This is a genomic window from Dehalobacter sp. TBBPA1 (genome assembly GCF_040931655.1).
Lineage (GTDB): Bacteria > Bacillota > Desulfitobacteriia > Desulfitobacteriales > Syntrophobotulaceae > Dehalobacter > Dehalobacter restrictus.
This window is the reverse complement of the sequence record NZ_CP162385.1, coordinates 520,653-533,862: the sequence shown is the minus strand read 5'-3', so window position 1 is coordinate 533,862 and position 13,210 is coordinate 520,653. Positions and strand designations below refer to the sequence as shown.

General features: G+C 47.2%; 12 protein-coding genes. 4 read left to right on the top strand and 8 right to left on the bottom strand.

The window, feature by feature from the left end; translation table 11 throughout:
- Nucleotides 1-32: 32 nt before the first annotated feature.
- The 4 genes from cysK to AB3489_RS02630 all read right to left on the bottom strand — a co-directional run bounded on the left by cysK (nucleotide 33) and on the right by AB3489_RS02630 (nucleotide 3,560).
- Entirely contained in the window at nucleotides 33-962 is a 930-nt protein-coding gene (gene cysK, locus AB3489_RS02645; RefSeq protein ID WP_368293850.1) for a cysteine synthase A, read from the bottom strand.
- Between the two features lie 66 nt (nucleotides 963-1,028).
- Nucleotides 1,029-1,781, bottom strand: a complete 753-nt coding sequence (locus AB3489_RS02640) for a YgcG family protein (protein WP_368293849.1) — start codon at nucleotides 1,779-1,781, stop codon at nucleotides 1,029-1,031.
- A 10-nt stretch (nucleotides 1,782-1,791) separates the two neighbouring features.
- Nucleotides 1,792-2,361 carry a LemA family protein gene (locus tag AB3489_RS02635; RefSeq protein WP_019225988.1) on the bottom strand — a complete coding sequence of 190 codons (570 nt, stop codon included), beginning with the start codon at nucleotides 2,359-2,361 and terminating at the stop codon, nucleotides 1,792-1,794.
- Nucleotides 2,362-2,666: 305 nt separating this feature from the next.
- The gene (locus tag AB3489_RS02630; protein ID WP_368293847.1) at nucleotides 2,667-3,560 is read right to left on the bottom strand and encodes an RluA family pseudouridine synthase; all 894 of its coding nucleotides are present in this window, start codon (nucleotides 3,558-3,560) and stop codon (nucleotides 2,667-2,669) included.
- A 282-nt stretch (nucleotides 3,561-3,842) separates the two neighbouring features.
- On the opposite strand from AB3489_RS02630, the gene AB3489_RS02625 reads away from it, so the two are divergent.
- From AB3489_RS02625 to yedF, 3 genes are all read left to right on the top strand, one after another.
- Complete coding sequence (locus AB3489_RS02625; protein WP_019226807.1) at nucleotides 3,843-4,985, top strand: aminotransferase class V-fold PLP-dependent enzyme; 1,143 nt, start codon at nucleotides 3,843-3,845, stop codon at nucleotides 4,983-4,985.
- Nucleotides 4,982-5,212 (top strand): DUF3343 domain-containing protein, encoded by a 231-nt coding sequence (locus AB3489_RS02620; protein ID WP_019226806.1) that lies wholly within the window; start codon nucleotides 4,982-4,984, stop codon nucleotides 5,210-5,212. Before AB3489_RS02625 ends, AB3489_RS02620 begins: the two co-directional genes overlap by 4 nt.
- A 104-nt stretch (nucleotides 5,213-5,316) precedes the next feature.
- On the top strand, nucleotides 5,317-5,655 hold the full coding sequence (gene yedF / locus AB3489_RS02615; protein ID WP_019226805.1) for a sulfurtransferase-like selenium metabolism protein YedF: 339 nt from the start codon (nucleotides 5,317-5,319) through the stop codon (nucleotides 5,653-5,655).
- A 258-nt stretch (nucleotides 5,656-5,913) separates the two neighbouring features.
- On the opposite strand, the gene AB3489_RS02610 is transcribed toward yedF, so the two are convergent.
- A complete protein-coding gene (locus AB3489_RS02610) occupies nucleotides 5,914-6,267 on the bottom strand; it encodes a hypothetical protein (protein ID WP_019226804.1) in 354 nt (117 codons plus the stop codon).
- Between the two features lie 187 nt (nucleotides 6,268-6,454).
- Here AB3489_RS02610 and AB3489_RS02605 point away from each other — a divergent pair, with 187 nt between their 5' ends.
- The gene (locus AB3489_RS02605) at nucleotides 6,455-7,444 is read left to right on the top strand and encodes a sigma-54-dependent Fis family transcriptional regulator (RefSeq protein WP_019226803.1); all 990 of its coding nucleotides are present in this window, start codon (nucleotides 6,455-6,457) and stop codon (nucleotides 7,442-7,444) included.
- A gap of 168 nt (nucleotides 7,445-7,612) precedes the next feature.
- On the opposite strand, the gene glmS is transcribed toward AB3489_RS02605, so the two are convergent.
- From glmS to AB3489_RS02590, 3 genes are all read right to left on the bottom strand, one after another.
- Nucleotides 7,613-9,442: a glutamine--fructose-6-phosphate transaminase (isomerizing) gene (glmS, locus tag AB3489_RS02600; protein ID WP_019226802.1), complete on the bottom strand. Its 1,830-nt coding sequence runs from the start codon at nucleotides 9,440-9,442 to the stop codon at nucleotides 7,613-7,615.
- 721 nt (nucleotides 9,443-10,163) lie between these two features.
- The gene (glmM, locus tag AB3489_RS02595) at nucleotides 10,164-11,510 is read right to left on the bottom strand and encodes a phosphoglucosamine mutase (protein WP_019226801.1); all 1,347 of its coding nucleotides are present in this window, start codon (nucleotides 11,508-11,510) and stop codon (nucleotides 10,164-10,166) included.
- Between the two features lie 87 nt (nucleotides 11,511-11,597).
- Nucleotides 11,598-13,205, bottom strand: a complete 1,608-nt coding sequence (locus AB3489_RS02590) for an NAD(P)/FAD-dependent oxidoreductase (RefSeq protein WP_368294564.1) — start codon at nucleotides 13,203-13,205, stop codon at nucleotides 11,598-11,600.
- Nucleotides 13,206-13,210: the final 5 nt, after the last annotated feature.

Below are 13,210 nucleotides of genomic sequence, written 5' to 3'. Positions count from 1 at the left end.
ATGTTCCTATGTTTCTGGGTTCGCAATTATATTTATTTATCCTGAAACATTTCAGTACTTATATACCTTTCACCGGTATCCGGAAGAATGACCACAATCATTTTTTCTTCATTTTCTGGACGTTTGGCAACTTCCAGGGCGGCAAAAGCGGCTGCACCGGCGGAAATCCCGACCAGCATTCCCTCTTTTTTCACCAGTTCTCTTCCCGTCTGATACGCTTCCTGATCCGTCACCTGGAATATTTCATCAATGAGGTCAATGTTTAAAACTCCGGGAACAAACCCTGCTCCGATTCCCTGAAGGTTGTGGGAACCCGGCCTGCCCCCTGAGAGGACCGGAGAGCCTTGAGGTTCCACTGCGATCACCTTTAGTTCAGGTTTACGCACCTTCAGAACTTCTCCTATACCTGTAAGCGTGCCTCCTGTTCCAACTCCGGCAACCAGAATGTCTATTTCGCCATCTGTATCGGCCCAGATTTCCTCAGCCGTCGTCTCCCGATGGATTTGAGGGTTGGCCTGATTTTCAAACTGCTGGGGAATAAAGGATCCTGGGATTTCCCGGGCCAACTCCGCTGCTTTTTTAATTGAACCTGTCATCCCTTCCGAACCTGGCGTCAGGATGACTTCAGCACCGTAAGCCTGAAGCAGCTTCCGCCTCTCTACACTCATTGTTTCCGGCATGGTCAGGATCAGCCGGTACCCTTTGGCCGCTGCAACAAAAGCCAGGCCAATGCCGGTATTACCGCTGGTCGGTTCAATGATCACCGAATCCTTTGTCATGAGGCCTTTTTTCTCGGCATCCAGAATCATATTCAAAGCGATCCTGTCCTTGATGCTACCACCAGGATTGAACGATTCAATCTTCGCAATTACCTCCGCATTGATTCCGGCAGAGATATGATGAAGTCTTACCAGCGGTGTACCGCCAATAAGCTCCGTCAAACCGTCATATATTTTTCCCATTTTATGCACCATCCTTACCCAGCTGACAATATTTCATATGTCTGCGAACACTTTCGGTATGCTTCTCTACCACCCTCGAGATGATCCGCCGCCTCCGGAAGAACCGCCTCCGAACCCGCCACCACCAAAACCACCGCCGGAAGATCCGCCTCCGAATCCCCCCCCGAAAGGACCACGAAAATTGCCGCTCCGCTTGCCTTTGTTACGGCTGTTAAAGTAAATAATGATAACGAGCACAACAATGATGATGATCCAGTCATAATCAAATCCTGATGATTCTTCAGCTGCTAATTCCTCCGATGCCCCCAGATCATCAATACCATATTCCTGGCAGACCTCAGCGACCAGGAGATTAAATACCAGATAGACGCCGCCGTCGTAATCCCCATCCTGGAAATACGGTGTAGACTGGTCCAGAAAACGACCGGCCTTGGCATCATTAATCCTACCTTCCAGACCATAGCCCACTTCTATTCTGCGCTCCCGGTCATCTTTGCTGATCAGGAACAATACACCGTTGTTTTTTTCCTGATCTCCAATGCCCCAGACCCGAAACAGTTTATTGGCATACTCCTCAACCGTGCTGCCTTCCAGGGAATCAACCGTCACAACGGCGATCTGGGCCGAGGTTTTTTCATCCAGAGCAGCGGCAATTCTGAGAATTTCCTGTTTTGTTGTATCTGACAGCATACCGGCATAATCCTGTACATAGATATCCGTTGCCGGCTTGACCGGCAGCGTCACTGCCAGCAGAGAAGGGCAAACCCCTGCCGTCAGCAAAAATACAGCCAGGAATACGAAAAGGAGTTTCTTTGCCATTCCTGTCCTCCTACTCGCCAAATTTTACTACCGGAGCCTTTTCTGCTCCTTCCTCGGCTTCGTAGTAAGTGTAGCTTTCAAAATTAAACATCCCTGCAATAATATTTCTCGGGAAACGCTTGATAGAAGTATTAAACGTTTGAACAGCCTCATTATAATCCTGACGGGCAATTGCCAAGCGGTTCTCAGTCCCGGCCAGTTCATCCTGCAGGGCAATGAAGTTCTGGTTTGCTTTCAGATCCGGATAATTCTCAACGATCACCAGTAATCTGGACAAAGCACTGCTCAGCTCATCGTCCGCTGCTACTTTTTCATTGATTGTCTGGGCTCCGGCCAGTTTCGAACGCGCATCCGCGATAGCGGTAAATACTTCATTTTCATGCGCAGCATATCCCTTGACTGTTGCCACAAGATTTGGAATCAGGTCCATTCTGCGTTGCAGCTGGTTCTCGACCTGGCTCCACTTACTTTTTACATTTTCATCAGCAGTCACCAGACTGTTATAGCTGCCGATCAAAGAACCTCCAATTATCATAATTAGAATCAGGATAATTCCCAATACAATAGCTGTCTTTTTCATTTTTCTCCCCCATTCAGTAATTTTCTTTTTGATCTTAGGAACATCTTAACATAATTTTCGAAACATCTTAAATCCTTTTTTGTCCTTTTTACCTTTTGGATAAAGAAACGAGACGACCGGTATCATAGACAAGATAATTTTTAGCATAATGAACATATATCAGAACTGGATATATCTACCAATATAAAAAGAGGTGAACAGCATGTTTTTTTCGGTTTTCCTTTGAGACTTCCCCTTTTCATTGGCGCATACAGGCCGAGATACCGTTACAGAACCTGGTGGTGGTAAAAGTCACTCCCCAAAAACTATAAAGAAAGATGGCTGATTAGGTTTTCCAAATCAGGTGGAACAGGGGCCTGTATTTCAATTAACTTTCCGCTCGCGGGATGGCAAAACGAGACGGATCTGGCATGCAAGGCCTGTCTGGGTATCAGGGAGGAGCGCTTCCCGTACATTCTGTCTCCGAGCACAGGATGGCCACGTGAGGAGAGATGAACGCGAATCTGGTGTGTTCTTCCAGTTTCAAGGGTAAGCTCCAACAGAGAATAATTTTCAAAAGTCTTGATCGTATTATAATGGGTAAGCGCACGCTCCCCCTGATCATGAACAGCCCGCCGGTTCGGCAGTGTTGGATGCGGTCCGATCGGTGCGTCAACAGAACCGGATGGCGGCTCAATTCTTCCCCGGACCACTGCGTAATATTTTCTTTTCAGCCTCCCATCCTGTAACTGTTTTTCCAGTTCAGACTGGGTTCGTGCATCTTTGGCAAATACCACACAGCCTGTAGTATCCCGATCCAGACGGTGTAAAGGACGAATGGTAATTGTCTCTCCATTTTCCCGAAAGTACTCCGCCAGATAGTTAGCCAGCGTTCCGCCGGTTGTTTGCCCTGCTGGATGCACCAACATGCCGGCTGGTTTATATAAAATAATAAGTGCCGGATCTTCAAACAAAATGTCAATCGATCCCGGCTCAGGCTTAACCCCAAAGAACTGATCTTCCAAAACGAGAACATCCAAGATGTCCCCGCTTTTTATCTTTTTCTGAAGATAAGCATTTCTTTTATTGAGACGCACTCCGCCTGCTCTGGTCAGCTTTTGAATCTTTCTGCCGGAACATTGTAAAATACTTTTCAGATACTGCTCGACAGTCAAGCCCTGATGTTCTTCCGTAATCCGAAATGTTTGGAATTTCTTCATAAGATCCCTCTCTCATGTCTTTTGACCATGCTTTTCCTTCACCATTTTTGACCGCGATCTGGTTAATAATAATTCAATTAGATTCAAAACATTGATTAAATTCCGGAGCATCAATTGAATTATAAACAATAATTGTATTCGGGTATCGATTGATGTCTTGAATACTTGACAGTAGGACCGATCGGAATTAGAGATAGCAGATTCTGTCGGGAGAAGATGCAAATCCAATGTCCCTATGCTAAAATAAGTCATATTAAATCCATGTGATAAGGGGAGACGGAATTGCTTTATTTTGATAATGCCGCAACTTCCTGGCCGAAACCCGAGGTGGTCTACGAAACCCATGACCGGGTCCTGCGTCAGGGAGGGAGTGCCGGACGCGGTGTCAATCAATCTTCTCTGCGCGCCGGGCGGGAGCTTCTTCATACCAGAAAGGCTTTAAGCCGCTTGTTTGGCATCGCAAATACTGAGAGAATTGTTTTTACGCAGAATATCACCGAATCGCTCAATGTGGGACTTCATGGACTTCTTCAGACTGGGGATCATGTTCTGATCAGCTCCCTTGAACATAATGCCGTTGTCCGTCCGCTGGAATATCTTAAAAAGAGCGGAATTTCCTATACAATTGTTCCGTGCAGCCGGGAGGGTTTTTTGGATCCCGCTATCGTGGAATCTAATTTCCAGCCCAATACCCGCCTGCTTTGTTTTACGCATGCCTCGAATGTGCTGGGCACGATTCTTCCGATCAAGCAGCTCGGACAAATCGCTAAAGCGCACCATTGCCTGTTTATGGTGGATGCGGCCCAGACTGCCGGCGTGATACCAATTGACGTGGAAGACCAGCACATCGATTTTTTAGCCTTTACCGGCCATAAGAGCCTGTCGGGACCTCAAGGGGTTGGCGGATACTATGCCAGGCCAGATCTTGTTTTGAATCCCCTGATTTATGGAGGGACAGGCCTTCATTCCCTGACCCTTGAACAACCGGATATCTGGCCGGAAGGGATGGAGAGCGGCACACGGAATATCCCGGGAATCGCGGCCCTTGGGGCTGCGGTAGAATTCATATTGCATGAGGGTCTCCCCAAGATCCGCAGCCATGAACTTCAACTGATGTCTATCCTGCTTGAAGGATTGGAATATATCCCGGAAATCCAAATTCTGGGCCCCTGTGACATCAATGCGAGAGTCGGCCTAGTGTCCTGTGTTTTCCGGAATCATACCCCTGACAGCGTGGCTCTGGAGCTGGACCGCCGCTTTGATATTGTTACCCGCTCCGGACTGCATTGTGCCCCCTTAGCCCATCAAACAGCTGGAACCATTGATCGCGGAGCATTGCGCATCAGTATCAATTATTCTCAAACAGAGTCGGATATAGCGGCGTTATTGGCTGCTTTAAACACCATATTGGGAGGTTCAATGTGACAAGTTCGGAAAATGTCGCCCTTGTTTTCAGGTCCGTTCATCAGACGCTTGAAGCAGAAGATCTTTTGAATTCAGGCAGCTGGCCTTTTGTCCTGATACCGGTCCCTCCCTCAATTAACCAGGGCTGCGGGCTCGCGATCCAGATCGCCTGCTCCGACCAGCAGGGTGTTGAAGCGTATTTGGAGCAGCATGACATTCTCCCACTCAAAGCTGTCCGTATGGATTGATGATTATTTTTTGCTTCAGGGATCATATTAAATTTTGGATTTAAGATGTATGATTCTTGTCTTTTTGTATAAATGAATATTGGATATTGAAAGGAGCATTTTTTATGGGTTACGTATTGTTGGTTACAAGTAAAGGTTTCGGTAAAGGTGAAGAAATCCTAGGAGAAAAATTAATGTATTCCTATCTCTACAGTCTGAGCGAGGGAGACCATTTGCCCTCTCATATTTTATTCCTGCACGAGGGCGTCAAGCTGGTCACGGCAGATGCCCCAGTTCTGAACATTTTAAAGACTTTAGTCGATAAAGGGGTTACCATTTATGCCTGTGGCATCTGCCTGGACTTCTACAACCTGAAGGATCAGGTCAAGGTAGGTGAAATCGGCAACATGTATCTGAATATGGATATTATGGCCGAGGCTGAGAAAGTAATTACCCTTGGGTAACATCCGTTCAGTTATGCCGCAGGAATATACTGTTTAAGCAAAAATGACTTACGATATTACTTGCTTCACCCAGTTGGCAGCACGTTCCAACTCACCATGTTTCAGTGGTCCTTCAGAGTTTTTAACATAAAATCCTTCAGGAGGGAAAATTCATATTTCCTCCTTTTTCTTTAGCCGCTCAGCAATTGATTTCGCAGTATAGCCAACGATCTTGACCTTGTTCAATAAATATCTGTATCTTGTTACTCTTAAACGATTTTAATGATGATGACTGTGCGGTTCCGGATCTACTCCGCTAACCATTACTGTACGGTAGTCACAGCCGATATAGGTCTGCTTTCCGCCCGGCAGGTCTAATGTGCAGTCGGAAGAATCCTCCGTCCAGTCTTCGACAAGCGGTTCCAGCAGATCGATGATCGTCTCCAGCCCGTTTTCCTCTTCGTCAATAACCTCAATGGTCGCAAAACCGTAAGCCGAGGAGTTATTACCATGAATCTCAAACGGGACCAGTTCGCAGTCCTCCGGCAAAAGTGCGAGCACCTTCTGGACATGTTTCTTTTTTAGGCCGCTTTCTGCAGGCACCATCCATGCCGCTGCATGATAGGTTGACAATGGGATAACCTCCTTACCCAGTAACAGGTTTTTTCAGATAATTATATTACTTAAGTGTCTGACAAGGCAAATTTTATTGATAGATGATTATAACACTTGGGTAAAATTTGAATTGACATAATTTTCAGATAATGATAATATTGACCCTAAGCATCTAATCGACAAAACAAAAGGAGCCGAAATTTTCATGCTATCTCAAGAAAGAATTGAAAAGCAATCTCAACTTAATCATGACACCATTCATACTTTTGAAGCAATTGTCGGGAAAAGCCGGCCTATCGTACAGGCCATTGATTTTGCCAGGAATATCAGCAAGTCTACATATAATGTTCTGCTAAATGGTGAAAGTGGGACAGGAAAAGAGATATTTGCTCAGGCAATTCATCATGATTATTGTCCTGAAGGGCCTTTTGTCGCCCTTAATTGTGCTTCTATACCCAGAAATTTAATTGAAAGTGAATTATTCGGCTATGAAGGAGGGGCTTTTACCGGAGCCAACAAAAACGGTCAGCCCGGTAAAATAGAGGCTGCCAATGGCGGAACTTTGTTTTTGGATGAAATCGGGGATATGCCTTTGGAAGTCCAGCCTGTATTATTACGTGTCCTCGAGGACAAAAGAGTCGTCAGGATCAACAGCAGCAAGTACACCACGGTAAACTTCAGACTTATCGCCGCAACTAACCAGAACCTGTTTCAAATGGTACAGGAAAAAACATTTCGAAGCGATCTATATTTCCGTTTATCCGTTTTAGCGATCGACATACCCCCGTTGCGGGACAGAGGAAAGGATATTCTCCTGCTCGCGCATTATTTTTTGGATCAGATCAGTAAAGAACTACAATGTGAACCACCCAAATTAAGTTTTGAGGTCTATAAAGCGCTTGTGGAATATACCTGGCCCGGAAACATCAGGCAGTTAAAAAATGCGATGGTGTATGCGGTCTTTAAAGCCAAAAACGGCATACTGAATATCGGAGACCTTCCGAATGAAATCAAACACAGGCAAACCACCGTAAGTGTAACACAAAGCAATGATCCGCTGCCTTTAAGGGATATACAAAAAGAAGCCATTATGCATGCTTTGTGTAAAAATAAAAACAAAGACGAAGCGGCCAGAGAGCTGGGCTTATCAAAATCAACATTGTACAGAAAAATCAAGGAGTATGGTCTTAAGTAAAATATACCAGGGCGCGCAAACGCCCTAGTTATAGAGCTTCCGTTGGAAAACGGCAATAAGTTGAGAGCAAAAAAGCAGCCCACATTCAGGGGGCTACTTTTTTTGTTAAAAACTTTATTTGGCCGGCTTTTTCAGTATCTTCCGTAGGATTACCAAATACGCTTCATATTACTCAACCGTCACTGATTTAGCCAGGTTCCTGGGCTTATCGACATCGTTCCCTCTGGCGACAGAAACATAGTAGGACAGAAGCTGCAGTGGAATCACCGTTAAGAGCGGAGCAAGCTCATTGACGGTCTCCGGGATATAGAATATTTCATTAACCGACTTGTGGAAATCGGTATTTCCTTCAAACGTAAACCCGATGACCTTGGCGTCCCTGGCCTTAACCTCGATCACATTCGAGACCGTTTTCTCGTACAGGTCCCTCTGGGTTGCGAGCGCGATAATCGGTGTATCCTCTGTAATCAGCGCGAGCGTGCCATGTTTTAACTCACCTGAAGCATAGGCTTCAGCGTGAATATACGAGATTTCTTTAAGCTTCAGAGAACCTTCCTGCGCAACTGCCCAGTCCAGGCCGCGCCCGATAAAGAATGCGCTGCCCACTTCTTCAAAGTACCTGGCTAGGGTCTTAATGCGTTCAGCTCCTTCTTTGAGGATAATCTCCGCTTTATCAGGAATTTTGCCAAGTTCGGAAATAATTTCGGTGATCCATTCCTTCGGCATGGTTCCTTTGGCCTGCGTAAGATAAAGTGCAAGCAGGATCATTCCTTCGATCTGGGTCGTATAAGCTTTCGTCGAGGCCACGGCAATTTCCGGTCCCGCCCAGGTGTGGATCACATCGTGTGCTTCCCTAGCCACGGAGCTGCCGACGACATTGGTGATCGCGATAACTCTGGCTCCCTTCTTTTTTGATTCGCGCAAAGCTGCCAGGGTGTCGGCCGTTTCTCCTGACTGGCTGATTACAACGACCAGAGTTTTATCATCAATCAAAGGCGCTCTGTACCGGAACTCTGAAGCGATATCGACTTCGACCGGTATTTTGGCCCAGTGTTCAATTAGCCCTTTGCCGATCAGTCCGGCATGATACGCAGTTCCGCAGGCAACAATTGCTACTTTATTGAATAAAGCAACCTCTTTCGGGGTAAGATCCACTTCCTGCAGCACAACATGGTCGTGGTTCAGTCTTCCGGCCAGCGTGTCCCGCAGGGCCTTCGGCTGTTCAAAAATCTCTTTTAGCATAAAGTGCTCGTAACCGCCTTTTTCGGCTGCCACAGCATCCCAAGTGACTTCAAAGACGCTCTTTTCAACACATTCGCCTGTCGTAAAATCGGAGAACTTCAAACCTTCGGCCGAGACGGTCACCATTTCCCCGTCTTCCATGATGTACGTCTTTCTCGTATATTTAAGTACAGCCGGGATATCGCTCGCGACAAAATATTCTCCGTCTCCAATACCGACGATCAACGGACTGTCTTTGCGGGCTGCAACCATAACATCGGGATTCTTATAGCTCAAAACGACGACTGCATAGGACCCTTCTACCTTGGCCAGCATTTTTTTGACTGCGTCCTGGAGATCCCCTTTATAAAAATGTTCGACCAGATGAGCCAGCACTTCCGTATCCGTTTCGGAACGGAAAAGATGTCCCTCCGCAGTCAGCCATTCTCTAAGCTCGAGATAATTCTCAATAATTCCGTTATGTACAACGGCAAAATCTCCATGGCAGTCCATATGCGGGTGAGCATTCACATCAGACGGTCTGCCGTGCGTTGCCCACCGGGTATGGCCGATTCCGATTCTTGCATTGTAAGTGCGGTTGCCCAGCTTTTCCTCTAAGTTGACAAGTTTCCCAACACTCTTGGTGATCCGGATCCCGCCTTCTTCCATGACCGCTATGCCCGAGGAATCATATCCCCTATATTCAAGCTTTCTTAAACCTTCAACCAAAATTGGAACAGCCGATTTTTCTCCAAAATATCCTACAATACCACACATGTTTTTTGTTCTCCTCGTTTCAATTTTAATAATTTTTTAGTTGTTGTCTCATTCATGACGTGTTCCTATAACATTATATTTCCGTCAGCCATAAAAAATAGCCGTCAAGGACGGCTACAGATCTCTAACATACAAACATAAAGTGAGAGAAGATATAACAAGGCAAGACAAATCAAAACAAGTCAAGACCTGTTAACCCTGTTCGTGACTTCTTTCCCAACTGCTTCGCAATCGGGCGTAGAAAAGCACGGACAACTGAAGGGATTCCGCAAAGAAAACCTTCTTCCTGTTTGATCCGCTCTTGTCCCGGAAATTGCTTTCCGGATTTGCAACGAATCTAACGATGACAAGCCACCGAGAGGCACCCGCCGAAAACTTCGATTAACCTCTTCCTCGTCAACCCAAAATGGGTTCTGGCGCTACATTTCTGTGCGGAAAGATCCGCAGTGTAAACTGTATACTGTAAACCGTCAAAATTATCCACTATTCATTTTTTAGTCCCTGAACCTATTCCCAACCACCTCCTCATAAGCAGTCTATTATCTATCAATGTAACAGACCAGCAATGCTTCCGACTTTCCTATTATAATCCATATGAGAAAATAGGTACAGACTTATTTTCTCAAGATTATCTGAAGATTATCCGAAAAAAAACTTGGTTGGTGCCGGTCTATTACATTTTTATTCTATTACATTTTCCGTCAAAGGGTTCTAACCCTTTTCAGCCAAGGTCATTCTGATCGACAATACTGACCACCTTGATGACTTCTTCAGCCAGCCTGGTTAGCTCCTGCTGGTCCGGTCCTTCCAGCATGACCCGGATCAGAGACTCCGTACCGGACGGACGAACAAGGATCCTGCCATCCTCGCCCAGGCTTTCCTGAACCTCTCTGACCTTCAGGTTCACTTGCTCATTCTGCATAATCTTGTCTTTACTACCGACGCTGGTATTCACCAGGACCTGCGGGAATCGTTTCATTTGTTTGGCCAGCTCGGACAGCTTGGCTTTTTTCTCTTTTATTACGGACAACAGCTGCAGACCAGAGAGCAGCCCGTCACCCGTCGTATTGTGTTCCAGAAAAATAAGGTGGCCGGACTGTTCCCCACCGAGGATTGCGCCAGATTCCAGCAGTTTCTCCATGACGTAGCGGTCCCCAACCTTGGTCTCAAGGATCCGGATGCCAGCTTTGCGGAGAGCTTTATGCAGTCCCATGTTACTCATCACGGTTACAACCAGCGAATCATGGGCCAACTTCCCTTTATCTTTCAGGGCTCGCGCACAGATCACCATGATCGCATCGCCATCAAGAATATTGCCGTTCTCATCAACAGCAATGATCCGATCCGCGTCTCCGTCACAGGCCAGCCCGAGATCCGCACCATGCTGCAGGACTTCTTTAGCGAGCGCTTCCGGATGCGTCGAACCGCAGTGAACATTAATATTGATCCCGTCAGGCTGGTTATAGAGTGGTATGACCTCAGCACCGAGATCGGCCAGTACTTTTGGGCCCACTTCATAAGCCGCGCCGTTGGCGCAATCCAGGATGATTTTAAGCCCTTTCAGGGATACGGAGGTTTTTTTCAGGAATGCGGCATATTTCTCCGACGCATTCTCGACTTCCACAATGCTGCCAATGTCGCCGCCTGAAGGTAATTCCAGCTCATCAATCCTCTTCAGTGTATCTTCAATCTCATCTTCCAGCTCGTCCGAAAGTTTGAATCCGCTTCCGGCAAAAAATTTAATACCGTTGTCCTCATAAGGGTTATGCGACGCCGAAATGACAACACCGGCACTTGCTTCCAACGTCCGGGTCAAAAATGCGATGCCTGGCGTTGGAAGGACCCCAGCCTTCAGTACATCGACTCCCATCGAACAAATACCTGCTGCCAGCGCTGCCTCCAACATATCTCCTGATATCCGGGTATCCTTGCCAATGACAATTTTGGCTTTTTCCTGCCCTTTTCCCAAAACGTAGGCTCCTGCTTTTCCAAGTTTGAAAGCAAGCTCCGGCGTAAGCTCCGTATTTGCTTTTCCTCTGACTCCATCCGTTCCAAAAAGTCTGGCCAAATTCAAGCTCCCCTTTCATTTCCAGTCAACTTAAGGTTATATATATACTGTTAATTGGTTTATTTTTTTTGGATTTTCCAACTTTTTTTACTCTTTGGGCGTATATTGCGCCATCAATTTTTCGGCAGCCCTGAGTCCATCGACCGCCGAACTGGTGATCCCGCCGGCGTACCCAGCTCCTTCTCCTGCCGGAAACAGACCTTTCAGGTTTACGGACTGGCCTGATTCATTGCGCAGGATCCTGACAGGCGCACTCGTTCTGGATTCAATTCCAGAAAGTGTGGCTTCGGCACCGGCAAAACCTTTCATTTTCTGATCAAAGGCCAGCAGGGCTCTCTCGATCACGCTGCCGATTTCATCCGGCAAAATCGTATGCAGATCCACCGATGTATATCCCGGCCGATACGTCGGTACAAGCGAAAATTCCTTAGTCAGCCGATTCCGCAAGAAATCCTGTACCGACTGAGCGGGTACCCAGTAATTCCTTCCTCCGGCCAGAAAAGCCTTCTGCTCCCATTCTCTCTGAAAATCAATGCCTGCTAATGGGTCGCTAGAAGCAAAGTCCTTGGGACTGACTGTCACAACAACCGCACTGTTCGCAATGGCAGTGTCCCTGGAAAAGTTACTCATCCCATTGGTGACGATCCCTCCGTCTTCGGAAGAAGAGGCAATCACCTGTCCACCAGGGCACATGCAAAACGTATAAGCGCCTCGGCCGCTGCTTATATCTTTATAGGTCAGCTGATAGTCTGCCGGACCTAGCCGAGCGTGGAAAGGGACCCCATATTGAGTCAGGTTGACATATTCCTGCCGGTGCTCGATTCGCACGCCGACCGCCAAAGGCTTCGCTTCTAGCTGCACGCCAAGAACCTTCAGGAACTGATAAACGTCCCGCGCACTGTGTCCGACTGCTAGAATCACCGTTTCCGCCGGGATCGTCTCCGCACCATCGATCTCCACAGCCTTCAGTTGATTGTTGGCGGTTTTCAAACCGGTCACTTTGGTCCGGAAGAGCAGCTCACCGCCCAAAGCTTCAATTTTAGCCCGCATTGCCGCGACGACCTTCTTCAGTATATCGGTTCCGATATGTGGTTTGGCTGCATACAGAATTTCGGGGCTGGCTCCGAATTCCACAAAACTTTCTAATACTTCCCGTACTCTTCGGTCATCAATCCGAGTGGTCAGCTTGCCGTCGGAAAATGTCCCGGCACCGCCTTCCCCAAATTGGACATTACTCTCCGGATCGAGGATTCCTGTATTCCAAAAGTGTTCAACTGTTCCACTTCTGTCTTCAACTTTGTCTCCACGTTCCAGCACCAGCGGCCTGTAGCCTTTCCGGGCCAGGGTCAACGCAGCAAAATATCCCGCAGGTCCTGTCCCCACCACAATCGGCCGGAAAGCAAGTTTGGACGCCGGGTAGCCATTTAGCGGGTGCTCCGGGACAAACACTTTTTCTTTCAGCCGCGGATAATGGGCCATTGCTTTTCTTAATTCCGGACCGGAAATCTGAGCACAAAACTCAACGGTATAAACAAAAAAAAGCTCCGGCTTTTGGCGTGCGTCAACAGAACGCCGTAGTATCCGCAGGTTATTGATCTTTTCGCGTGTCACTCTTAATCTGCGGGCCAGAATATCCGGCAGTTCCCCCTCATCCTGGTCCACAGGCAGCTTTAGATCCGACCAAATCAGATTCAATCTAT

Excerpts from the sequence above, each read along its gene's own strand:
- cysK (WP_368293850.1), bottom strand. The coding sequence starts at position 962 with ATGGGAAAAATATATGACGGTTTGACGGAGCTTATTGGCGGTACACCG.
- AB3489_RS02640 (WP_368293849.1), bottom strand. The coding sequence starts at position 1,781 with ATGGCAAAGAAACTCCTTTTCGTATTCCTGGCTGTATTTTTGCTGACG.
- AB3489_RS02635 (WP_019225988.1), bottom strand. The coding sequence starts at position 2,361 with ATGAAAAAGACAGCTATTGTATTGGGAATTATCCTGATTCTAATTATG.
- AB3489_RS02630 (WP_368293847.1), bottom strand. The coding sequence starts at position 3,560 with ATGAAGAAATTCCAAACATTTCGGATTACGGAAGAACATCAGGGCTTG.
- yedF (WP_019226805.1), top strand. The coding sequence starts at position 5,317 with ATGGGTTACGTATTGTTGGTTACAAGTAAAGGTTTCGGTAAAGGTGAA.
- AB3489_RS02605 (WP_019226803.1), top strand. The coding sequence starts at position 6,455 with ATGCTATCTCAAGAAAGAATTGAAAAGCAATCTCAACTTAATCATGAC.
- glmS (WP_019226802.1), bottom strand. The coding sequence starts at position 9,442 with ATGTGTGGTATTGTAGGATATTTTGGAGAAAAATCGGCTGTTCCAATT.